The 23546-nt window shown below is 66.6% G+C and carries 17 protein-coding genes and 2 pseudogenes; 11 read left to right on the top strand and 8 right to left on the bottom strand.

Annotated elements, in window-relative coordinates:
- Positions 1-332 precede the first annotated feature (332 nt).
- The 4 genes and pseudogenes from QX108_RS26510 to QX108_RS26495 form a co-directional block, all read right to left on the bottom strand.
- Positions 333-2867: an HWE histidine kinase domain-containing protein gene (locus tag QX108_RS26510; RefSeq protein ID WP_315785753.1), complete on the bottom strand. Its 2535-nt coding sequence runs from the start codon at positions 2865-2867 to the stop codon at positions 333-335.
- Positions 2864-3457 carry a biliverdin-producing heme oxygenase gene (locus tag QX108_RS26505; protein WP_172110820.1) on the bottom strand — a complete coding sequence of 198 codons (594 nt, stop codon included), beginning with the start codon at positions 3455-3457 and terminating at the stop codon, positions 2864-2866. The genes QX108_RS26510 and QX108_RS26505 overlap by 4 nt, the downstream gene beginning before the upstream one ends.
- A gap of 197 nt (positions 3458-3654) precedes the next feature.
- Positions 3655-4044, bottom strand: a pseudogene (locus QX108_RS26500) (nuclear transport factor 2 family protein); the annotation flags it as partial.
- A 75-nt stretch (positions 4045-4119) separates the two neighbouring features.
- A pseudogene (locus QX108_RS26495) lies at positions 4120-4536 on the bottom strand (nuclear transport factor 2 family protein); the annotation flags it as partial.
- A gap of 96 nt (positions 4537-4632) precedes the next feature.
- On the opposite strand from QX108_RS26495, the gene QX108_RS26490 reads away from it, so the two are divergent.
- The gene (locus QX108_RS26490) at positions 4633-5565 is read left to right on the top strand and encodes a LysR family transcriptional regulator (protein WP_315785749.1); all 933 of its coding nucleotides are present in this window, start codon (positions 4633-4635) and stop codon (positions 5563-5565) included.
- A 26-nt stretch (positions 5566-5591) separates the two neighbouring features.
- On the opposite strand, the gene QX108_RS26485 is transcribed toward QX108_RS26490, so the two are convergent.
- Positions 5592-6212, bottom strand: coding sequence for a glutathione S-transferase family protein (locus QX108_RS26485; RefSeq protein WP_315785746.1), 621 nt, complete (start codon positions 6210-6212; stop codon positions 5592-5594).
- A gap of 2034 nt (positions 6213-8246) precedes the next feature.
- Here QX108_RS26485 and QX108_RS26480 point away from each other — a divergent pair.
- Positions 8247-8510, top strand: coding sequence for a DUF2798 domain-containing protein (locus QX108_RS26480; protein ID WP_315785742.1), 264 nt, complete (start codon positions 8247-8249; stop codon positions 8508-8510).
- A 390-nt stretch (positions 8511-8900) separates the two neighbouring features.
- Here the strand turns inward: QX108_RS26480 and mutY are convergent, their stop codons facing one another.
- The gene (gene mutY, locus QX108_RS26475) at positions 8901-10004 is read right to left on the bottom strand and encodes an A/G-specific adenine glycosylase (RefSeq protein WP_315785739.1); all 1104 of its coding nucleotides are present in this window, start codon (positions 10002-10004) and stop codon (positions 8901-8903) included.
- Between the two features lie 117 nt (positions 10005-10121).
- On the opposite strand from mutY, the gene QX108_RS26470 reads away from it, so the two are divergent.
- From QX108_RS26470 to QX108_RS26430, 9 genes are all read left to right on the top strand, one after another.
- Positions 10122-10601, top strand: coding sequence for a DUF721 domain-containing protein (locus tag QX108_RS26470; RefSeq protein ID WP_315718796.1), 480 nt, complete (start codon positions 10122-10124; stop codon positions 10599-10601).
- Positions 10602-10719: 118 nt separating this feature from the next.
- The gene (locus tag QX108_RS26465) at positions 10720-11376 is read left to right on the top strand and encodes a DsbA family protein (RefSeq protein WP_172110827.1); all 657 of its coding nucleotides are present in this window, start codon (positions 10720-10722) and stop codon (positions 11374-11376) included.
- Between the two features lie 243 nt (positions 11377-11619).
- Positions 11620-15084, top strand: coding sequence for a chromosome segregation protein SMC (smc, locus tag QX108_RS26460; RefSeq protein ID WP_315785736.1), 3465 nt, complete (start codon positions 11620-11622; stop codon positions 15082-15084).
- A 63-nt stretch (positions 15085-15147) separates the two neighbouring features.
- Complete coding sequence (locus tag QX108_RS26455; RefSeq protein ID WP_315785734.1) at positions 15148-16137, top strand: small ribosomal subunit Rsm22 family protein; 990 nt, start codon at positions 15148-15150, stop codon at positions 16135-16137.
- A gap of 146 nt (positions 16138-16283) precedes the next feature.
- On the top strand, positions 16284-16724 hold the full coding sequence (locus QX108_RS26450; protein ID WP_172110830.1) for a hypothetical protein: 441 nt from the start codon (positions 16284-16286) through the stop codon (positions 16722-16724).
- A 189-nt stretch (positions 16725-16913) separates the two neighbouring features.
- The gene (locus QX108_RS26445) at positions 16914-17471 is read left to right on the top strand and encodes a LemA family protein (protein WP_315718793.1); all 558 of its coding nucleotides are present in this window, start codon (positions 16914-16916) and stop codon (positions 17469-17471) included.
- Between the two features lie 33 nt (positions 17472-17504).
- Complete coding sequence (locus tag QX108_RS26440; RefSeq protein WP_315785731.1) at positions 17505-18695, top strand: M48 family metallopeptidase; 1191 nt, start codon at positions 17505-17507, stop codon at positions 18693-18695.
- Positions 18696-18959: 264 nt separating this feature from the next.
- On the top strand, positions 18960-19721 hold the full coding sequence (locus QX108_RS26435) for a hypothetical protein (RefSeq protein WP_172110833.1): 762 nt from the start codon (positions 18960-18962) through the stop codon (positions 19719-19721).
- A 56-nt stretch (positions 19722-19777) separates the two neighbouring features.
- A complete protein-coding gene (locus QX108_RS26430) occupies positions 19778-20446 on the top strand; it encodes a hypothetical protein (protein ID WP_172110834.1) in 669 nt (222 codons plus the stop codon).
- 218 nt (positions 20447-20664) lie between these two features.
- Here the strand turns inward: QX108_RS26430 and QX108_RS26425 are convergent, their stop codons facing one another.
- Both QX108_RS26425 and QX108_RS26420 read right to left on the bottom strand, forming a co-directional pair.
- Entirely contained in the window at positions 20665-21204 is a 540-nt protein-coding gene (locus tag QX108_RS26425) for an adenine phosphoribosyltransferase (protein ID WP_172133418.1), read from the bottom strand.
- A gap of 154 nt (positions 21205-21358) precedes the next feature.
- Positions 21359-23521 carry an anthranilate synthase component I gene (locus QX108_RS26420; RefSeq protein ID WP_315785728.1) on the bottom strand — a complete coding sequence of 721 codons (2163 nt, stop codon included), beginning with the start codon at positions 23519-23521 and terminating at the stop codon, positions 21359-21361.
- Positions 23522-23546: the final 25 nt, after the last annotated feature.

Genomic DNA, 23546 nt, shown 5'->3' with positions numbered 1-23546 from the left:
GTTCCATTTGTCGAAACAATGTTAGAACAGCGGTGTCCTTTGGATGCGTTCTAATTTTTTCGGGCTGTTTTGTCGCAGCAACAGCGGGAATAGGCGCAGATCTCGTCCGCTGATGACGCATGGTCCTGCTCACGCGGACACGCGGATGTGAGCGCGGATGCACATGAACTTATGCATGCCAATCACCTCAGTCTGCGCGCAGGCGCGACGAGCTGTCGCAAATACGATCAGTTGGCACGCGCGTCTTCAACCTGTGTCCTACACCACGGCGAAACTCCGCGCCGAGGTTGACGTCACGCCCCGCGCGACGCGACTGCACACCGCCTCCGGGTTCACGTCGTCATCTTCGCCAGCGCCTTCTCGACCAGCTCGCGCGTGTACGGCTTCTGAATTACGGGCGCGTCGGATAGTTCGGCGGGAATCGGCGCGCGCTCGCCGTAGCCGGTGGCAAACATGAAGGGGACGCCGAGCTCCTTCAATCTGTGCCCGACCGGCAGACTGCTCTCCGCACCCAAATTGATGTCGAGCAGCGCAAAGCTCGGGACGGCCCGCTCGATTGCCTTCAGCGCCTGATTGACCGACGCTGCCGTATCGACGTGACGCGCACCCAGCTCGAGCAGGATCACTTCAGCGCCCATCGCAATGATCAGATTGTCCTCGACGATCAGCGCGGCGCCGGAAAGCCGCGGCGCCTGCTCGTGCTGGTGCGAGAGACGGGATGGCGCTCCGGTCATCGTGGGCACGACCTGCACGAAATTGGCGGGGATGACGAAGCGCGCCTGCACGCCGAGCAGATCGAAACGGATCTCGGCGTCGCCCTTGAGATCGAACGGCACCGAACGCTCGATGATCGTGGTGCCGAAGCCGCGACGCGACGGCGGCTGCACCGGCGGCCCGCCGCTTTCCTTCCAGTCGATCACGAGGCTCGATCCCGGATCGAGCCGCCACAGCACCTGGACCTGGCCGGTCGAGTCGGCGAGCGCACCGTACTTCGCCGAATTGGTCATCATCTCGTGCACGACGAGCGCCAACGTCGCGAACGCCTTCGGGTCGAGCGCGACGTCGGGACCCTCCATCCGTACGCGCCCTGCCCGCGAGCCGAGATAGGCCCCCGCCTCGGACTCGAGCAGGTGGCGCAGCGCGACGGGCGCCCAGTTCAGATTGGTGATCTGGTCGTGCGCACGCGCCAGCGCCTGAATCCGGCCGCCGAGCACGGAGGCGAATTCCTCCATCGAGGTCGCCGTGTCCTTGCTCTGCGCGACGAGGCCACGCACGAGGCTCAGGATGTTGCGGACACGGTGATTGAGCTCGGCGATCATCAGCTCCTGCCGCTCTTGCGCGCCGCGCCGCTCGCGCGCGGCGAGCTCGGACAATTGCAGGATGACCTCGAGCAGCGTGACGCGCAGGCTTTCGGCGATGCGCAGATCCGCCGTCGTCCATGGCTGCGATTGGCCTGCGACGGTCTGCTGCCAGAGCTCGAAGCTCTTGCGCGGCGTCAGCCGTGCGCCCAGCGGCCCTTCCGAATACGTCTTGTTGGGATCGCCGGCCCAATTGACCGAGCGCAGCACCTCGCGGCGGAAGAAGATCAGGCAGTCGCGCGGCGCGCGCGAGATCGGGATCGCGAGAAAGCCGGCGGCCCGATCGCGAAACGCCTCACCGGCCGCATAGACCTTCGCGATCTCGGCACTGGCGCAGATGCGCCCCGGCGAGGTGCGGTTGATGAAGCCGATCAGATCCTGCACCTCCGCCTCGGTCGGCGTCTCACCGTCGAGCGTGATCTCGTCGTCCGACCAGACGGCAAGGCCATCGCATGCGATCATCTGGCGGTAGTCGGCGACGAATTCGAGGATCGCTCGCTTGCTGTGGGCCTGCGCGGCGGCGCGCTCGATCAGCCGCTCCTGGATCTGATGCGCGCGCGTCTCATAGGCGACGTCGCTCTCGCGCTCGCGCGCCTCCAGCAGCCAGGAATACATCTGGCCGAACAACTCGGCCGCGGTCCGCTTCTCGAACGACAAATGGCGGGGCGAATAATGGTGGCAGGCGAACAGCCCCCACAGCTTGCCGTCGCGCAGGATCGAGACCGACATCGAGGCGCCGACGCCCATGTTGCGAAGGTACTCGATATGAACGGGCGACACTGCGCGCAGCACGCTCATCGACAGATCGAGCAGACCGGCATTGTGCGCCGGCGTCGACAGCAGCGGCGACGGCGCGGCATTGATGTCGGCGATGATGCGCAGCCAGTTGCGCTGATAGAGCTGCCGCGCCTGCCGCGGAATGTCCGAGGCGGGATAATGCAATCCCAGGAAGGGCTCCAGGCCGGAGCCCGCGGTTTCCGCAATCACCTCCCCCGATCCGTCCGGATGGAAGCGGTAGACCATCACGCGATCGAAACCCGTCAACAGCTTGAGCTGGCGTGCAGCCTCCTGGGCGAGCTCCATCATGCCGGCCGTCTTGCGAATGCGGCCGAGCATCAACCGCACCAGCTCGCCGGAATTCACGCCCGGCTCGATCAGGCTCGGCTCAGCCTCGACGACGAGATACGCTCCCGAGAAGTGAATGGCGAGATCGAACAGCCGGCCGTGGCCCTGCAGATCGACGCCGAACACGCGCTCGACGGCGTCGGGGCCGCTCAGATAGTCGACACGCATGCGGATGGCCGTCACGGCCGCCTCGGAGAGCACGGCGGCGAGCGGCCGCTGCAATAGCCCGCCGAGGTCGCCGCCCAGGTAATCCGGCGCATTCTCCGAGGCCATGCAGACCGTGAAGTCCGACACCAGAACCAGCAGGAAGCCGAACGGCTGCACGTGGCCGGGAACGTGGATCGGCTCGCGATCGCAATTGGTGAGATTGACCGGCTCGTTCATACGGCTGCCATCGCCTTCGCAAACATCGCGAACGCTTCGCGCGCACTCGCGATCATCCTTTCTTCATCATCCGGTTGGGTGCGTTCTCTTGCGAGCTGCGCCAGGAAGCTGCGCCACAGCCCGAGGCCCGTGCCGTGGCGCAGATAGCGCGTCGCGCGCCTGACACGTGGATCCGCCGAGGCGGTGACGACACGCAACAGATAGGCCGCCCCCAGACGCGATCCCTCCAGAACATAGAGCGTGCCGAACAGTGCCGGCCGGTCCAGGGTCCGCATCGGCAGGCCCATCGCGACAATCGTGCCGTCGAGGTCGGCGAGATCAGCGCGGATCGCCTCGGTCCGACGCCGCTCGGCCCAATCGTCGATGACCAAGGCCACCCCTGCGTTATCGAGCGCCTCCTCGAGCGGCAGCAACGCAGCCGCGCTGGCGCAAAGGAAGCGGCGATAATGCGCCGTCGTGGTGAGATCGAGCTGGCTGAGGCGCTCGTCGAGCGCGTGATGGTCGGCGGCGGTGGTGACTTTAAGCCTGCCGCGAATTCCCCCCGTGCCGACAGCGCAAAGCGGATCGTCTGAAATGGCAGCCAGCGACATTGAGGGGCCCAAAAAAGGAGGTCGGCCGCAGGCGCGCCACGGTCTCAAGCAACGTCGCCCGGCGGATGTGGTTCCCGGGCCGGAGCACTCTTTTTGCTGCGCCGAGACCCGGCCCCTGACCTCTCAACCGAGCAGCGAGTTCCCGCCGCTCGGCGCAGGTGGCCTGCCTCTCCTCACTTGTCCTCACTTGTCCTCGCTTATCCGCACCCGCGCCCGACGGCAGACGGCGGGCCGAGCGCAGCCTCGATCAGGAGCGTGTCGCAATATTCGATCCATTCCGTGATGCGGCCGTTCTCCAGGCGGAGCACGTTGCAATAGCTGTTGTCATAGGCGCGCCCATCGACCGTGGTGTTGCGTCCCCGAGCCTGCACGACGACGTGATCGCCTTCCGCGATCAGCCGTTGCGGAATCGTCGTGATGCGGCCGAGCCGCGCCCGGAGCGGCGCGAACAGCTCGGCCAGAACGGCCTCCTTGCCGTCATAGCTGCGCGACCAGGATCCGCTGCCCATGATGACGAAGCGGAAATCATCTGCGAGATGGGCCATCAGCGGCTGCGGGTTGCTGTTGGCCAGCGCGTCGAACACGTCCTGGACGATCTGCTTGTTGTGGTGGACCCGTGAGGGGCCGGTCACGGCAAGCTCTTCCTGACCGTGTGGGGCGCTCTGCCTGAGCGCAGCCGGAAACGGCCCGAGCACCGCCTCGGTCAGCGTCGAGTCGCAATACTCCCTGATCTCGACGATGCGGCCCTCGTGCAGCCGGTAGATCAGGCAATAGTCGTTGTTGTAGGGCTGGCCGGCCCTGGTGCGCATCTCGCCCTTGGCTTCGACGACGACCACGTCGTCATCTGCAACGAAGCGCAGCGGAATGGTGCGGCGTCCTTCCGCGAGCAGGCTGGCGAGATGGCCATGGAGATTGCGCAGCAGCGCCTGCTTGCCGCGGATCGTCTGCGACCAGGAATATTGCCCCGTGATCACCATCGTGACGTCGTCGGCAATCGCCGCGACATAGGCCGCACGGTCACCGGTTGCGGCCTTTGCGAGCAGCTCTTGCATCAATCGTTTGTTGGCGCTGGCGGTCATGGCATCTCTCTCCCGATGTCCTGTCGAACGGGAGAAAGCATGAGGGAGAGCGCACCATTCTTCCAATCGATATCGAATATGATGTAAATTCGTCTCATGAATTTGGCCGCGCTCGATCTCAATTTGCTGGTGGCGCTCGACGCGCTGCTCCGCGAGAGCAGCGTCAGCCGGGCTGCGCTGCGGATCGGCCTGTCGCAGCCGGCGACCAGCCATGCCTTGCAGCGGCTGCGCGACCTGCTCGGCGATCCCCTGCTGGTGCGAACCGGGGCCCGCATGGAGTTGACACCGCGTGCGCTTGCTCTCCGGGCGCCGCTGACGCAGGCGCTGGATCAGGTGCGCGGCCTGTTCACGCCGGACGCCTTCGACGCCATCAGCAGTGAGCGCCAGTTCCGGCTGATGATGCCCGACCTCGCGGTCGAGCTGCTGATGCCGGCGCTGATGGCCAAGGTGACCCGCGCAGCGCCGAGCGTCCGCATCGACGTGGTGCCGTGGCGGGGGCCTGCGATCTTCCATGCAGAATTTGCCCGCACCATCGACATGGTGATCTCGATCGGCAACGCCTTCAAAGGCTTTCATCGCCAGCTGCTCTACACCGACAGCGACGCGCTCGCGGTGCGCCGCGGCCACCCGGCCGGCCGGCAGCTCAGCCGGCGCGAGGCGTTTCTGGCCGCAAGGCATGTCGCGGTCGTGCTGCGCGGCCAAGGCGAAGACCTGATCGACGGCTGGCTGCGCAGCAAGGGCTGGGAGCGGCGGATCGCGCTGGTCGTGCCGAGCTATATCGAGGCGCTGCATGTCGCCGCGCGCACGGACCTCGTCGCCTTCGTGCCGCGCCGGCTGATCACCGCGCTGGCGCGGCCCCTGGCGCTGGCGACCGTCGCGCCGCCGCTCGATCCCGGGATCGACGAGCAGTACATGTTCTATCCGACGCGCGCGCAGCTCGAGCCCGGCTCGATCTGGCTGCGCAGCCTGATGCTGGACACCGGCCGCGGCCTCGGCGGCGCGCCGGCGCCGAGGCCGCGGACCAGATGAGCGCGTGCGCCCGCTGCCGCTGATCGTCAGGCCGCCAGTTCGGCCAACGCCTGCTTGACGGCTGCCCGCTCCGACATCCGCTTGAAGTGATCGGCCACCTTGGGAAAGGCATTGATGTCGACGCCGTCGCCCTCGAGCCATTGCGCGATCGTGAACAGATAGGGATCGCACATCGTGTACTGCTCGCCCATCACCCACGGACCGCGCAGCATCTTCTGCTCGATCAGCGCGAAACAGGCGCTCATCGTCTCCGGCACCTTCTTCTTCATGTCGGCGAAAGAGGACTCTTCGTTGGCCCAGCGATAGCCGCGCATCTTGTGGGCGTGGGCGATGTGGACGGTCGAGCAGAGATAGGAGGTGAACGACTGCACCTCGGCGAAGGCGAAGAGATCGTCGAGCGGGGCCAGCCGCGCGTCCGGGAAGCGCTGCGCAATGTAGGCGAGCATTGCGGGCGTCTCGGTCAGGATGCCCTGCTCCGTCACCAGCGCCGGCACCCGCCCCTTGGGATTGATCGCGAGATACTCGGGGCTGTTCTGCTGGTTGGTCTTGAAGCTGAGCTTCTCGACAGCGTAGGGAGCACCGGTCTCCGCCAGCGCGATGTGGGAGGCGAGCGCGCAGGTGCCCGGCGCGACATAGAGCTTGAGCATGATGATCCCCGACAAGATGAGCCGCGAACCTAGCGGCAGCGGCATCGGCCGTCCATCCCGCCGCCCGGGGAACACATCTGCACGGCCAGCATGCGCGCTGGCGGTCGCCGGAAGGAAGGTCGGTCATCCCCCGGTCAGAGCGGCGCCACGTCCATCGTGTGCACCGTCGGGAAATAGCGGAAGCCGTCGCCGGTCCTTGAAGAATGTGATGCGGTCCTTGACCGGCACGAGATTGCGCACCGCCTGCTCGCAGGAGAAACATTGTTTCTGCCGACTACGACGAAACACGCCAGACATGACCTCACCGTCCTCGCGGCGCAAAGCGCCCGAGCTGTTGCCGAACAGGAACCCTCACGACAAAGAGGGCGCAGGGAATGCCGGGTGCTGGCCGCAACCCATGGCCCGCCTGCACATAAGAAAGCAGGCGGCAGTCACCACAGGTCCAGCCGGAACATCCGGCATTCCCTGCGCGATGGGCTTCCGTCTTATACGTGGTCTCCCTGGTGCGCCGGGCTTTTTGGCCACCATCCCCGCGCGAGGCGAAAGCCTCGACGCGAGTTGACATCAGCATCGGGATGCCAGGACCGCACGATTTCAACGTCCGCGAAAGACCCCGCACCGCGCCACGCCGGCAAGCCGCCGCAGCCCTGCGCGAAGCCGGTCGACGTCGCTCGTCCTGACGACGCCGTCGCAGCCACCGCATCCCGCCCCGCGTGTCGTGACGACGCGTACGCCCCTCCTGCCGGGACGGAACGGAGCGGATAAGACACCTGATTTGGGGGTGGAGTCAAGAATAATTCTGAAAAATAGAAGATTCACCTGGAGCCAAAATGATGCACCTGGAGCCCAAATAGGGGGGCAATGAATGGCAAAGTCGGCGCATGCCTCCATGCCATGGGCGAACGCCGCAGGAGTCACGGGACTGGCAAGTCCCGCCAGCTTCGATGGACGCCCGGAACGGGTTCGCGGATCATGAACTGCGGCGGCTTAGTCCGATTTTTTCGGCTGGACGATTGGGTCGCACTTCCACGGAACAGATGCCTCCGCCATGCAGTCCCTCCGGACAACGGAGGAGCCGACGCTCGGGTCTCTCAACCAGGGCTTTGAATCGCGGTTTACCGACACGACCGGCGGTGTTCGGTGTATCCACATGACTACAACAACCCCAACGCAAAGGGCGGCTACCGAGAAAGCAACGAAATCAAGAACCCTTCTCATCGATCCAGTCTCCCGAAACGGCTTGGTGCGATGCATTCGGCCAGTTGATCGTTGCTATTCCGCCAGAATCCTTACCACCCTCGACATACCCATATGATTGACCGCAGCCGTCCCAAGGACAATGTAGCCCATGAGGGTGCAATCGGGCGCTAACCAAGAAAACCCCGCTGCAACATGGGCAGGTAAATGCAGCATTGTTTCCAGCCCAGAAAAATCCAGTATCCCGATTGCCTCGATCCAAATGCTTGGTTGGCATTTTGCGTCTATCTCAGTTGGCCGCCTTTGATATCAGAATAAACCCACGGCGTCGCCCACTGGCTATTTGTGGCCTCAGGCGATGTCCGACTTGAGGCCTTCAAGCGTTGGAGGGCGTACATCGCTCAAGCGGCTCTAATGAATCTCGAATATGAGCCCAGGGCGCGGATCCGCGAAGCGTGATCCGCCGCAACGTGCAAGATCCGGCTCGGATACTTGGTGATGCGTTTTTCAAGGCGCATCGAACAATGGCGAGCTACGCCATCGCACAATCGCCTGCAGGCTGAATGGCGACCACGTAGTTGCCATCGCCTGGACGATACTCGGTTCTTTGAGTCCTCAATGGCGTTGCTGATGCGATGGCCGTCGGAGTCCCGCCGGCCGCAGCGCGGCCCCGGGCTCCCGCAAATCTTCAGCGAGGTCCGGCCTCAGGGATTAAGGTGACGCTGCATGGAATAGATCGACTGGACATCCAGCAACAGGCACTCGCGCAGCCGCAGCGCCGCTACGTCTGACCCGCGCCCGCGCGGAAAACAGCCGGCGCGCTATGCGGCCGTCGTCATGCCGCTGACGCACTCGGTGCTGATGACGTTCGTCGTCTCCGCGATCGCGACGCTGAAGAGCCTAGGGCCGACGCCGGCGTTCATCGCGACCTGGCCCGCGGCATGGGCCATCTCCTGGCTCGTCGCGTTCCCCACGCTGCTCGCGGTGCTGCCGCTGGTGCGGCGGATCGTGGCGCTCGTGGTGGAGGCGCCAGGCCGAACTAAGTCAGGGCGGCGAGGCTGCTGGCATGCGGCCCGCTTTCGGCCTCATGCTCCGATGTAGTTCGGCGGGACGACAAAGGTGGCTGTAGCTGCAGCGGCGCCACCCCCTCCGCTGTCGTCCCGGACAAGCCGCGGCGCGCGACAGCGCGTCGTGGCGCCGATCCGGGATCCATACGCCGCAGCCGTTGTGATGGGCAAAAGGCCAATGACCAGCGTGCCTCGAAGCGCTCCCTGGGGGTATGGGTCCCGGCTCAAGGCCGGGACGACGGTGGAGGTTGTAGCGCCGTAGGGTGGACAAAGCGGCCGCCGCAGGCGGCTGCGTGCCCACCATGTTGCGGCAGACTCGCTGTCGAAATGGTGGGCACGGCGCGGGAGAAATATCGCCTAGACCAAAATCTTCGGGCGCGCTTTTGCCCACCCTACGACTACAAACTACATGCGAAGCGCAGCCTCACTCCCCCAGCCCGTGCGCGACGACCTTGCGCATCACGTTCGGCAGCGCCTCGCCAGCCAGGGTCGCGATCGCGACCCAGCGCATGCCGTCGGGCGCGCGGGTGCGGGCCGGCACGGTTGCCGTGTAGACCACGAGCTCCAGCGGGAAATGCGTGAAGACGTGGGTGACGACGCCGAGCTTGCGATGCCAGCGCTTCACGCCCGAAAGCTCCGGAGCCTGTGCCAGAGCATCGGCATCGTCCTGGCCGGCCAGCCAGTCCGAGCCGGGGACCTCGGTCATGCCGCCGAGCAGGCCTTTTGCGGGGCGCGAGCGGACCAGCAGCTCGTCACCCCTGACGACGACGAAGGCGGCGCCGCGGCGCAGCGTGCCGGTCTTCTTGGCGGCCTTGCGCGGGAAGGTCTCCTGGTCGCCGCGCTGGCGCGCCGCGCAATCCTCGTTCAGCGGGCACAGCGAGCACGCCGGCTTCTTCGGCGTGCAGATGGTGGCGCCGAGATCCATCAGCGCCTGGGCGCTGTCGCCGGCGCGGGACGGCCCGAGCAAGGTCGCGGCGAGCGCCTGGATCTGCGGCTTGGCCTGCGGCAGCGCCTCTTCGATCCGAAACAAGCGCGTCGTCACGCGCTCGATGTTGCCGTCGACCGGCATGGTCAGGCGATCGAATGCGATCGCGGCGATGGCAGCGGCCGTGTACGGGCCGATGCCGGGCAGCGCGCGCAGCCCCTCCTCGGTGTCCGGGAACACGCCGCCATGCTCGCGCAGCACGGTGACGGCGCAGGCATGCAGGTTGCGCGCCCGCGAGTAATAGCCGAGGCCGGCCCACATCCTGAGCACGTCGTCGAGCTCAGCGCTGCCGAGGGCGGAGACATCCGGCCAGCGCGCCAAAAACCTCTCGAAATACGGCCCGACCGCCTTCACCGTGGTCTGCTGCAGCATGATCTCAGACAGCCAGACCCGGTACGGGTCCGAGCGCTGCCCCGCCGGCGCGCGCCACGGCAGCCGCCGGCGGTGGCGGTCGTACCAGGCGAGCAGTTGCGCTGGGCGCTCGGATGAGCCGCGAGTCTCCGGCTGGCTCTTGCGCTTGGAAGGAAGGGCTGATGACACCATTGGCTTAATCTAGTACGTCAGGAGCCATCGTCGCCCGCTGGACCGACGTCTCGTCCGCGGCATCCACGGCTTTCTTCGTGCCCGGATTGACGATCGCACACGAGAACGCTGTTCATCATGGCAAAGCCCGGCCGTCTCACTGCAAAACCGCTGTCGCTGATGATGGGCGACGTGCTGTCGGCCGCCTATGCCAAGCAGGGGTTTGCCGCACGCGAGCTGGTGACGCGCTGGCCGGAGATTGCCGGGCGCGACATCGCCGAGCATGCGCAGCCGCTGAAGATGCAGTGGCCGCGGCCGGTCGAGGGCCAGCCGCAGGAGCCGGCGACCTTGATCCTGCGTGTCGAGGGGCCGATGGCGCTGGAGATCCAGCATTCGTCTGATGTCATCCTGGAGCGGGTCAACCGCTTCTTCGGCTGGCACGCGGTGGGCAAGCTGGCGCTGCGGCAGGGACCGCTGACCCGGCCGCCGGTGAAGCGCCGCCCGGCCCCGCCCGATCCGAAGAAGGTCGCCAAGGTGGCCTCGACCCTGACCGCGATCGAGGACGACGCGCTGCGCGATGCGCTGGCCCGGTTGGGCGCGGCCATCAAGCGAAATTGACGCTCTCGCGTCGATCCCGCTTTGAGGCCCGGCATTGCCTCTGACTGGGTTTCAAGCTAGCGAAAAGCCACGTTATGAGCGTTTCAGGCGCCGCAGGCGCCCATTTTGGAGCAGAGCCTTGATCATCACCCGCCGCGCCTTCACCGCTGCCCTGTCGCTGACCGGCCTCGCCGCGCTGGCCGGCTTCTCCCCGCTGCGGCTGATCTCGGACGCGATGGCGCAGAGCGCCGCCGACGTGGCCAAGCCGCAGTCGCTGCCCGACATGGGCATCGGCCCGGCCGACGCCGCCGTGACCATCGTCGAATACGCCTCGATGACCTGCCCGCATTGCGCGGCATTCAACGCCACCGTGTTCCCGAAGCTGAAGACCGAATACATCGATACCGGCAAGGTGCGCTACATCTTCCGCGAGTTCCCGCTCGACATCAAAGCCGCTGCCGGCTCGATGCTGACGCGCTGCATCGCCAACGGCGATGCGCAGAAGTATTTCGCCGTCACCGACATGCTGTTCCGCTCGCAGAACGATTGGGTGATGAAGAACACTACGGAGACGCTGACGCGGATCGGCAAGCAGGCCGGGCTCAGCCAGCAGCAGGTCGAGGCCTGCCTCAAGGACCAGGCGCTGCTCGACAAGATCGCCGCCGACCAGAAATACGCCAGCGACACTCTCAAAGTGGATTCGACGCCAACCTTCTTCATCAATGGCGAGAAGATCAAGGGCGAATCCTCGTTCGAGGAGTTTCAGAAGCGCATCAACCCGCTCCTCAAGAGCTGATTCGACTGACTGAGTCCTGCGAGACACAGTGCGGCCCCTTCGTGGGGCCGCTTCTGTTTCGGAGGCCGATTGCCCCGAGAAAGCCTTGGAAAAGCAGGGCGAGCGGGTTGCCCTGAGGACCGCCCGTCGCCATTGTCCCGGCCTCAGAATGGGGCGCCACGGCGACTCAAGTTACTTTGACTTTGCCATCCATGGTATTGTCGAGGCTGGGAGATTCGTTTCCCGCCAACAGAGAATCTGTGCATGAAACTCACGCGTCTTCGTCTTCACGGTTTCAAGACGTTCGTCGAACCGACTGACTTCGTGATCGAACCCGGCCTCACCGGCGTCGTCGGTCCGAACGGCTGCGGCAAGTCGAATCTGGTCGAGGCGCTGCGCTGGGCGATGGGTGAGACCTCGCACAAATCGCTGCGCGCCGCCGACATGGATGCGGTGATCTTCTCCGGCTCGAACACGCGTCCGTCGCGCAACCACGCCGAAGTGGTGATGACGATCGACAACAGCGATCGCACCGCGCCGGCCGCCGTGAACGACCGCGACATTCTCGAAATCTCGCGCCGCATCGAGCGCGAGGCCGGCTCGGTCTATCGCATCAATGGCCGCGACGTGCGCGCCCGCGACGTGCAGATCCTGTTCGCCGACGCCGCCACCGGCGCGCGCTCGCCCGCCCTCGTCCACCAGGGCAAGATCGGCGAGATCATTCAGGCCAAGCCCGAGCAGCGCCGCCGCGTGCTCGAGGACGCCGCCGGCGTCGCCGGCCTGCATGCGCGCCGCCACGAGGCCGAGCTGCGGCTGAAGGCGGCCGAAACGAATCTGCTGCGCGTCGAGGACGTCATCGGCCAGCTCTCCGGCCAGATGGAAGGCCTGCGCAAGCAGGCGCGGCAGGCGATCCGCTATCGCGAGGTCGCAGCCAAGGTGCGCAAGGCGGAAGCCACGCTCTATCATCTGCGCTGGATGGGCGCGCATGCCGATCTCAACGACGCCGCGCATACGCATGACGTCGCCGTGCGCGAGATGGCCGAGCGGACTCGCGAGCAGGCTGAGTCTGCCCGTATCCAGGCGATCCGCTCGTCGCATCTGCCGGCGCTGCGCGAGGCCGAGGCCCGTGCGGCTGCGACGATGCAGCGGCTGAAGAATGCCCGCGACCTGCTCGACCGCGAGGAGGTGCGCGCCAAGGAGCGCGCCGGCGAGCTCGACCGCCGCCTGATGCAGCTCACCGCCGACGTCGCGCGCGAGCAGCAGCAGAACCAGGATGCGCAGGTCGCGCTGCAGCGTCTCGAAACCGAAGACGCGGAGCTGAAGGAAGAGATCAAGGCGCGCGTCGAGATGCGCAGCGGCGTCGACGAGCGCGTCGCCGAGGCCGAGGCACTGCTGACCGAGACCGAGCGCCAGTTCACCGAGCTCACGACGCAGCTCGCCGATCTCACCGCCCGCCGCAACCAGCTCGAGGCCAACGTCCGCAGCCATCGCGAGCGTCTCGCCCGGCTCGACCAGGACATCGCCAACGTCCGCGCCGACGAGGAGCGGCTGGCGCAGGAGACCGCCCATCTCGGCGATCTCGACACGCTCGCCGCAGCACTCGAAGCCGCGGAGGAAGCCGAGGCGCAGGCCGAAGCCGCGGTGCAGACGAACGAGGCCGCGCAGGCCTCCGCGCGGCAGAAGCTCGAAGCCTCGCGCGCCCCGCTGGCGGAAGCCGAGAAGCGGGCGCAGCGGCTGGAGACCGAGGCGCGCACCATCTCCAAGATGGTCAACAGCGAGACCAAGAATCTGTGGCCGCCGATCATCGACGGCGTCACCGTTGCCAAGGGCTACGAGAAGGCGCTCGGCGCCGTGCTCGGCGACGATCTCGATGCGCCGGTCGATGCCTCGGCGCCGATGCACTGGACCGTTGCGGGCGCAGAGGTCACCGACCCCGCGCTGCCGGACGGCGTCGAGCCGTTGGCTGCGTATGTGCAGGCACCGCCGGAGCTGTCGCGCCGTCTCGCCCAGATCGGCGTTGTGTCGCGCGACCGCGGCGCGCAACTGGTGTCGCAGCTGCGGACCGGCCAGCGGCTGGTGTCGCCGGAAGGCGACGTCTGGCGCTGGGACGGCTTCATCGCCGCCGCGCATGCGCCGACGGGTGCCGCGCGCCGTCTCGCTGAGCGCGCGCGCCTGATCGACATCGAGGCCGAGCTGGAGCAGGCGCGCATCGACGCCGCCAGCAAGCGCCAGGCGCTGGAGAGCGCCGAGGCCGAGGTGAAGGCCGCGACCGCAGCCGAGAGCGCCGCGCGCGAAGCCTGGCGCGCCGCGCAGCGAGAGGTCAATTCGGCGCGCGAGCGCCATGCCAATGCCGAGCGCGAGATCAACCGCCATTCGGCGCGCAAGTCGGCGCTGGTCGAAGCCTCGACCCGTCTGGCCCATGACCGCGCCGAGATCGCCGAGCTGCACGAGAATGCGCTGGAGGCGATCGAGGGGCTGCCGGCGACCACGGAGGCCGACGGCCGTCTGGCGGCCGTGCGGGCCGAGATCGAGACCAAGCGCCGTGCCGCGGCGCAGGTGCGTGCGGAAGCTCAGGCGCTGGCCCGCGAGGCCGAGCTGGCCGACCGCCGCGTGCAGGCGATCATCAACGAGCGCAACGACTGGTTCAACCGCATCCGCGGCGCCGGCTCGCAGATCGCCACCATCGAGGCCCGCATCGCCGAGGTGAGGGACGAGCGCGCCGAGCTCGACAACGCGCCGGAGATCTTCGCCGAGAAGCGCAGCGCGCTGATCGACGAGCTCGCGATTGCCGAGGAGGAGCGTCAGGTCGCGGCCGACGCGCTGGCCGAAGCCGAGACCGCGATGGGCGACACCGACCGCGCCGCCAAGGCCTCGCTGGAAGCGCTGTCGAAGTCGCGCGAAGCCGCCGCCCGCGCCGAGGAGCGGCTGGAGAGCGCCAAGCGCCGCGTCGCCGACGTCGAGCGCGAGATCCACGACATGCTCGAATGCGAGCCGAATGCGGTCGCCGCGATGGCCGAGATCGGCCCGGACACCCAGCTGCCGCCACTGCACGAGATCGAGGACAGCCTGGAGAAGCTGCGCCGCGACCGCGAGCGGCTCGGCGCCGTCAACCTGCGCGCCGAAGAAGAGCTGACCGAGGTCGAGGGCTCGCACACCGCGCTGACCACCGAGCGCGACGACCTGGTCGAGGCCATCAAGCGGCTGCGCCAGGGCATCCAGAGCCTCAACAAGGAGGCGCGCGAGCGCCTGCAGTCCTCGTTCGAGACCGTCAACGACCACTTCAAGCGGCTGTTCACCGAGCTGTTCGGCGGCGGCGAAGCCGCATTGCACCTGATCGAGAGCGACGATCCGCTCGAGGCCGGCCTCGAGATCATCGCCAAGCCGCCGGGCAAGAAGCCGCAGACGCTGTCCTTGCTGTCGGGCGGCGAGCAGGCGCTAACGGCGATGGCGCTGATCTTCGCGGTGTTCCTGACGAACCCCTCGCCGATCTGCGTGCTGGACGAGGTCGACGCGCCGCTCGACGACCACAACGTCGAACGCTTCTGCAATTTGCTGCATGAGATGAAGGGCTCGACCGAGACCCGCTTCATCATCATCACCCACAACCCGATCACCATGGCGCGCATGAACCGGCTGTTCGGCGTCACCATGGCCGAGCGCGGCGTGTCGCAGCTGGTCTCGGTCGCGCTCGACGAGGCCGTCAAGATCCTCGACCAGCAGGTGGCGTGACGCTGCTAAGTCATCCCGGATCGCCGCGTCAGCGGCATCCGGAATGATGCTTGGAGAGCACCGATGATCTCTCCCGATCTTCCCGCCGCGCTCAAGGCCGCACTCGAAGCCAAGCTGCACGGTCTGTCGCGGCAGGATGCAGCAGCCCGCGCCACGCGCATCTCCGACACCTACCGGGGCGGCGGCAATTCCGGAGCGATCACGACCGACGCCGACGCGATCGCCTATGCCACCGTGCGGATGCCGGCGACCTATGCTGCGGTGGCTGCGAGCCTGAATGCTTTGATGCAGGCGAGCCCGGACTTCGCCCCGGGTACAGTGCTCGATGTCGGCGCAGGGCCAGGCACAGCCAGCTTCGCGGCCGCCGAAGCGTTCTCCTCGCTGACATCGTTCAACGCCATCGATGCGAATCCTGCCTTGCGCACCCTGGCGCTCTCGTTGGCCGAGGATGGGCTGCGCAGCCGCGATCTGACCTACGCGCTGGGCGCTGCACGCGGCCTGCTCGATCGTGCCGAGCGCGCAGATCTCGTGATGGCCAGCTACATGATCGGCGAGCTCACTGACGCCGAGCGTGCCGCGGTGGTCGCTGCGCTGTGGACGAAGACGAGGCACACGCTCCTGATCGTCGAGCCCGGCACGCCCGCCGGTTATCAGCGCATCATCGCGGCCCGTGACCAGCTGATCGCAACAGGCGCTCATGTCGCGGCCCCCTGCCCACATGCGGCAGCGTGTCCGCTCATCACGTCGGACTGGTGCCACTTCGTCCAGCGTCTGGCGCGGTCGCGGGCGCATCGCGAGCTGAAGGGCGCGGATGTGCCGTTCGAGGACGAGAAGTTCAGCTTCGTCGCCGTGACGCGCCAGCCGGTCATGCACCGCCCACCTGCGCGCGTTTTGGCACCGCCAATGGTGACGAAGATCGCGGCGACGGCCAAGCTGTGCTTGGCCGATGGGAGCGCGGCCTCGGTCAGCATTCCCCGCCGCGACAAGGTCGCCTTCGCCGCTGCACGGCGCTGGGACTGGGGCGACGGCGTGGACTTGCCGCCGCGCCCATAGATACCGCCACGGCCCCCTGGATGGTTAACATCGGGTCGTGTTTGTCTCTCATTTTCGCGATTTCGCGAAACCCGGGAAAAACCTGCGTTTGCTACGGTGAGCTGCAACGGGCGCTGAAGGCGCTGCTCACAAGGGAACGCGTGTCGATGTTCAGGACGATGACGATCGCTGCAATGCTGCTGGCCTCGGCAGGGACCGCCTTTGCCGGAGGACATGGCGGAGGTCACGGATCCGAGCCGCCGCCTGCCCCCAAGCAGGAAGCCGGCCCGGCACCAGCCAAGGCCGTGATCGGCAAGAACGGCCCGATCCTCACCGACCTCAAGGGCATGACGCTGTACTACACCGAGCGCGACAATACCGGGAACAAGTCGACCTGCGACGGCGACTGCGCCCAGAAGCGCCCGCCGCTGCCCGCCCCCGACAACGCGGTCGCGACCGGCGACTTCACCGTCATCACGCGCAGCGACGGCAAGAAGATGTGGGCCTATCGCTACCGCCCGCTCTACACCTCGCAGCTCGACAGCGCTCCCGGCGACATCAAGGGCAACGATCCCGACCAGAAGTGGAAGGTCGCCCGCCCGTATTGAGGGCTCCAGACCGCGCGGCCTGACGCACGTCCGCCCTTCGGGTCGCCAGTCGAACCCAGCACTTCTGCCGATCCGGCTTGAACGGGCACCCATCCTGCGGCGACCAATGCACGCCGGTCCCATGAGGGATCCGGCGGCGTCGCCATGCGTTGGCCGCCCTGTTCTCCTGCCCTCTCCTCGGAGCCTGTCATGTCCGGCTGGATCGTCCTCGGCATCCTCGTCATTCTCGTGCTGTTCGCCTTCGGCGCCTACAACCGGCTGGTGGCCCTGAGCCAGCGCGTCGGCCAGGCCTTTGCCGACATCGACGTCCAGCTCAAGCTGCGCCACGACCTGATCCCAAACCTGGTCGAGACCGTGAAAGGCTATGCCGCGCATGAGCGGGGCACGCTGGACGAGGTCATCAAGGCCCGCAACGCGGCCATTTCGGCCCAGGGCCCGGCCCAGGTTTCCGCCGCGGAAGGCCAGCTCTCCGGGGCGCTGGGACGGCTGATCGCCCTGTCCGAGGCCTATCCGGACCTCAAGGCCAACGCCAATTTCCAGCAGCTCGCCGGCGAGCTGTCCGACATCGAGAACAAGATCGCCGCCAGCCGCCGCTTCTTCAACAATGCGGTCCAGGAATACAATACCGGCATCCAGCAGCTGCCCGCGGCGCTGTTCGCCGGCACCTTCGGCTTCACCCGCAAGGACTTCTTCGATCTCGGCACCAGCCGGGCCGAGGTCGAGACCGCGCCGAGCGTCAAGTTCTGAGCCAGCGCCCTCGCGCCTGAAGGGCCCGACGCCATGGCCGCCTACGGTCTCTACACCCACATCGCGTCGAACAAGACCCGTTCGATGCTGCTGCTCGGCGGCCTGTTCCTGCTGATCTACGTGCTGGTGTTCGCCGGCGCGCTGATCGCGGAGGTCATGATCAACGGCAATGGCAGCGTCGCCTATTACATGCACGCCGCCACGCGCGACCTGGTCAAGGCCCTGCCCTGGGCCACGCTCGCAGCGGCGGCCTGGATCGTGATCGCCTATTTCTTCCACCAGAAGATGATCGACGCCGTCACGGGCGGCGAGGCCGTGACCCGCCAGGAGCAGCCGCGGCTGTACAATCTGCTCGAGAACCTCTGCATCTCGCGCGGCATCACGATGCCGCAGCTGAAGATCATGGACAGCCCGGCGCTAAACGCCTTCGCCACCGGCCTCAACCCGCGGCAATATTCGGTCACGGTCACCACCGGCCTGCTCGCGGCCCTGGATGACCAGGAGATCGAGGCGGTGCTCGGCCACGAGCTGACCCATATCCGCAACGGCGACGTCCAGCTGATGGTGGTGGCCGTGATCATCGCCGGCGTGGTCGGCTTCTTCGGCGAATTGTTCTTCCGCCTGTTCACCAACATGAGCTGGGGCGGCGGCTGGGGCCGCTCGTCCTCCTCCTCCTCCTCCTCGTCCGATTCCGACCGCAAGGGCTCCGGCGGCGGTGCGATCATCGTGGTGATCATCGCGGTGGTGCTGATCGTGCTGGCCTGGCTGCTGTCCCAGGTCGTCAAGCTAGCCTTGTCGCGCACCCGGGAGTATCTGGCCGACGCCGGCGCGGTCGAGCTGACCAAGAACCCGGACGCCATGATCAGCGCATTGCGCAAGATCGAGGGCCGCGGCGAGCTGCCCGGCGCGACCTCCGCGGTGATGGAATTGTGCGTCGACAATCCGCGCGAGGGCTTTGCCGACCTGTTCGCCACCCACCCTTCGGTCGATGCCCGCGTCCAGGCGCTGATCAAGTTCGCCGGCGGCCATGACCCGGGCCCGCTGGCGCTGCCGTCCGAGACCGCCGCCACGGACGCCGAACCGGCGGACGAGACTGCCCCACCGCCACTGCCCCCCGAGGGGCCCTGGGGCCATGCGGAAGCCCCGAACGCCTCGCCCGCTCCGGCCGACGCGCCTCAGGGGCCCTGGAGCACCCCGGCCTCCGGTCCCTGGGGTCGGCATTGATCCCGAAGCTAGAGGCACGAATCGCGCACCGATCGCGGAGCGCGCGCAGCCGTCCTGCCACTTCTTCTCAACTCCATCCGAGCCGGAGCGGAGAATCCGGCAGGAAGGCTCTCGATTGCTCCGGCCCGTTGGGACGAAGGCGCAAATTTCCCCCGTCCCGTGCTGCAATGAATTTGAATTCTCCAGCGTTTCTGCCATGTTCGCGCCCAAAGCAGAATGCAATGCGCCGGCCCCCTGGCCGGCCTCAGGGCTGAAGGACTTTCCATGGCGAAACCGGCAGTGGTTGTGGTGGGCGCGGACAAGGGCGGGGTCGGCAAGACCACGGTGTCGCGGACGTTGCTCGATTATTTCAGCGCCAACAACGTCCCCACCCGGGCGTTCGACACCGAGCATCCGCGCGGCACCCTGAAGCGCTTCCACCCCGAGATCACCGAGATCGTCGACATGAACTCGACGCCGGACCAGATGAAGATCTTCGACACCCTGAGCGCGGTGGCGCCGTCGGTGACCGTAATCGACGTCCGCGCCGGCCTGATGTCGCCCACCCTCGCCGCGCTCCGCGACATTGGTTTCCTCGATGCCGCCCGCTCCGGTCAGATCACTTTCGCGGTGTTCCACATCCTGGGCTCCTCGATCGCCTCGCTCGACGAGATCGCCGAGACGGCGAGCTATATGATCGGCGCGAAATATTTCCTGGTGAAGAACTTCATCAACAACACCAGCTTCTTCGAGTGGGACCAGTCGACCTACAATTCCTACTTCCACCGCATCAAGGATGCGACCGAGCTGACCATCCCGAAGCTCAACGAAATGGCGTTCGAGCAGGTCGAGGTCGCCTCTGTGCCGTTCCTCAAATTCGTCGCCAACAAGGGCCCGCGCGACGAGGCGGCCAACTACTCCTTCGTGCTGCGCGGCTATGTCCGGCACTGGCTCGCCAACGTCTGGAGCGAGTACGACCGCATCAAGCTGACCGACATCGTCGGCTCGACCAAGGCGGCGCCGCCGCGGCCGGCCGGGGAAAAATAGTACCTCCGTGAATGATGGGGCTTTATCGCAAGCACGTTTGACCTGATATAGGTTGGATGCCCGCGACGCCCGTCTACATCGTCTGCTCGCCCCGGCCGCAGTCCGGGAAGACGCTGCTCGCGCGCGTGCTGAGCGAGTTCCTGCTGCTCAAGAACGGCCAGGTGCTCGCCTTCGACGTGACCCTGCGCGAGCCGTCGCTGCTCGATTTCCTGCCCCAGGTCACGGAAACCGCGACCATCGAGGACACCTACGGCAAGATCCAGCTGATGGACCGGGTGATCCTCAACGACGGCATCCCGAAGGTGATCGACCTCGGCTACTACTCGTTCGACGAGTTCTTCAAAATGTCCGAACAGATCGGCTTTTTGAAGGAGGCCGCACGGCGGAACGTGGTCCCGATCGTGCTGTACTGCGCCGAGGGCGACCGCGTCTCGATGCGCTCCTATGACGCCCTGCGGCGCCAGATCCCGAAGGCCCAGCTGATCGTGGTCGAGAACGATCACGTGCTGCGCGAGGAGCTGCCCCAGCTGTACAGCCGCAGCAAGCATCTGAAGATCGCAGCGCTGCCGGCGTTCCTGAAGACCTATATCGAGCGCTACTCGTTCTCCTTCACCGGCTACCTGCGCCAGGAGCGCGATCCGTCGACCGAGCTCTATCAATGGATCCGGCGCAATTATTATGCGCTGCGTGAGATCGAGACCGAACTCCTGATGCAGCGCTCCTGACGCTCCCTAGACTAGATGAGCGTCTCCTGAGAATCGGTCGTTTCCATGCCGAGTTCTCGCCGTCCCCACCGCTGTCATGCTCCGCGAAAGCGGGGCATCCAGTACTCCGCGGCAGAAGAAAGTCACCGAGACGTCACGGCGTACTGGATCGTCCGCTTTCGCGGACGATGACAGCCGGGGTTACATGATCAATGTGCCAGGACTTCAGAAGCGCTCGTCTAGTGGCCCTCGAACGAGATCAGCGTGCGCACGGGCACGTCGAGCGCCCGCAACTTGGCGGCGCCGCCGAGATCCGGCAGGTCGATGATGAAGCAGGCCGCCACCACCGTGGCGCCGATCTGCCGCAGCAGCTTCACCGCGCCTTCGGCCGTGCCGCCGGTGGCGATGAGGTCGTCGACCAGGATCACGCGCTCGCCCGGCTGCACCGCGTCGACATGCATCTCCATCTCGTCGGTGCCGTATTCCAGCGCATAGGACATGCTGACCGTCTTGTGCGGCAGCTTGCCCTTCTTGCGGATCGGCACGAAGCCGGCCGAGACCTGATGCGCCACCGCGCCGCCAAGGATGAAGCCGCGCGCCTCGATGCCCGCGACCTTGTCGATCTTCGACCCGGCCCACGGATGCACCAGCTCGTCCACCGCGCGGCGGAACGCGCGCGCGTCCGCCAGCAGGGTCGTGATGTCCCGGAACAGGATGCCCGGCTTCGGATAGTCCGGAATGGTGCGGACCGTGTTCTTGATGTCCAGATCGAACGTCATCGTGCTCTCATCCATTTTATCTGCTGCCGTCATTCCTAGCGAAGCGACGTGTCCGCCGAAGCCCGCTGGGCGAAGGCGGAAGCAATCCAGGGCCACGAAAACAACTCTGGATCGCTTCGTCGCTCGCGCTCCTCGCGATGACGGCAACCACCTGTTACCCCGGCTGATTGAGCCGGAACGCATTCTCCACGATCCTCAACCCCACGGCATCGCCGAGCGACATCAGCGATTCCGGATGGAACTGAACGCCACCCACCGGCAGCGTCTTGTGCTCGATCGCCATGGCCACGCCATCCTCGGTCGCCGCCGTGACGGTCAGCACCTCCGGCATGCTGTCGCGCTCGACGAACAGCGAATGATAACGGCCGATGACGATCTCGTTCGGCAGCCCCTGCATCAGCCGCCCGCCGCGCACCTGGACCCGCGACGGCCGTCCATGCGCGGGCTGCGCGAGCTGGCCGAGCTGGCCGCCAAAATACTCGCCCATCGCCTGCACGCCGAGGCACACGCCGAAGATCGGCAGCTTCTTGGCGAGCGCCGCGTCGATGGTGGTCGAAATCTTGAAGTCCTCCGGGCGGCCCGGCCCCGGCGACAGCACGATCAGGTCCCAGCTGCGCTCGGCCAGCATCTTGAGCGCATGGACGTAACGCACCACGGTGACGTTGGCGCCGACCTGGCGGAAATAGTCGGCCAGCATGTGCACGAAGGAGTCGTCGTGGTCGATCAGCAGCACGTTCTTGCCGGAGCCTGTCGCGTCCGGCGCGGTCGACGACAGCGGCTTCGGCGGATCGCCGCGCAGCGCCTGGAACAGCGCCGCCGCCTTGACCTGGCACTCGCGATCCTCGGCCGCGGGATCGGAATCGAACAGACAGGTGGCGCCGACGCGGACCTCGGCAAGCCCGTCCTTCATGCGGATGGTGCGGATGGTCAGACCGGTGTTGATCGAGCCATCGAAGTTCACCGCGCCGATCGCGCCGGCATACCAGCGCCGCGGCGAGCGCTCGTTGTCCTCGACGAACTGCATCGCCCACAGCTTTGGCGCGCCGGTCACGGTGACGGCCCAGGCATGAGTGAGGAACGCGTCGAGCGCGTCGAAGCCCGGCCGCAGCATGCCCTCGACATGGTCGACGGTGTGGAACAGCTTCGAGTAGGTCTCGATCTGCCGGCGCGCCAGCACCTTGATGGTGCCGGGCACGCAGATGCGCGCCTTATCGTTGCGATCGACGTCGGTGCACATGTTGAGCTCGAACTCGTCCTTCTCCGAGTTCAGGAGCTGGCGGATCTGCTCGGCATCGCCGATGGCGTCGCGGCCGCGCGCGATGGTGCCGGAGATCGGGCAGGTCTCGACGCGGCGGCCGTCGGAGCGCACGAACATTTCCGGCGAGGCCGAGACGAGAAACTCGCCGTCGCCGAGATTCATCAGCGCGCCATAGGGCGACGGGTTGATGCGGCAGAGCCGCTGGAACACTTCGGCCGGCGAGCGCTCGCACGGCTCGGCGAACAGCTGGCCGGGCACCGCCTCGAACAGGTCGCCGCGGGCGAACGCCGCGCGCGCCCTCTCGACCGTCGCCTGGTACTCGCCGGGCGCGTGGTCGGCAAACCCCTGGCGCGGCTCCTTCAGATAGACGCTCGCATCGGTGTCGCGCGGCAGGCCTGACGTCGACTGGCCGTTCCAGGAAAAATCGTAGGACAGCACCACGCCGCGGCCGGTGGCGCGGTCATAGGCCAGCAGGCGGTCCGGCACGTAGAGCACGATGTCGCGCTGGTCCTTCTCGCGCGGCCGCTTCTGTTCGAGGTCCTCGATCTGAAATACGAGGTCGTAGGCGAAGGCGCCGAACAGGCCGAGCAGCGGATCGTCATTGGCCGCGAGCGCCGCGATCATCGCCCGCACCAGCGACATCACGCTGGCGCGCCGCGTCCGCTGGTCCTCCTCGACCGGCGCCGGGCCGCGGACGATGTGGCCGGCCAGCCGCGCCGGCGACGCCGCGGTGATGACCACGCACGGCTCGCGCAGCATATCCTTCAGGAACGCGATCAGCACTTCGCCGCGGCGGTTCAGCGCCTGCAACGTGAAGTCGGTGCCCTTGGTCTCCAGCACCAGCGGCGGGTCGGCGAAGCCGAGGTCGAAGCTCTCGTAGCGGCCGGGCACGGTGGTGCCGGAGGACAGCACCACGCCGCGGCGGCGGTCCAGCAGGTCGATCAGGTCGTCCAGCCGGCTGGCGCCGCCGGAAAACTGCTCGACGGCGCGCGTGATCGCGAGCCCGCTGGATGTGCGGTAGTCGCTGCGGGCCGGAAGGGCGAAAACGGTCCTGTTCATGGGGTCCTCTTGGGCGTCCTCTTAC

Source organism: Bradyrhizobium sp. SZCCHNR1002, assembly GCF_032381435.1.
GTDB classification, from domain to species: Bacteria; Pseudomonadota; Alphaproteobacteria; order Rhizobiales; family Xanthobacteraceae; genus Bradyrhizobium; species Bradyrhizobium aeschynomenes.
This window is presented reverse-complemented; position numbering and strand designations above follow the sequence as displayed.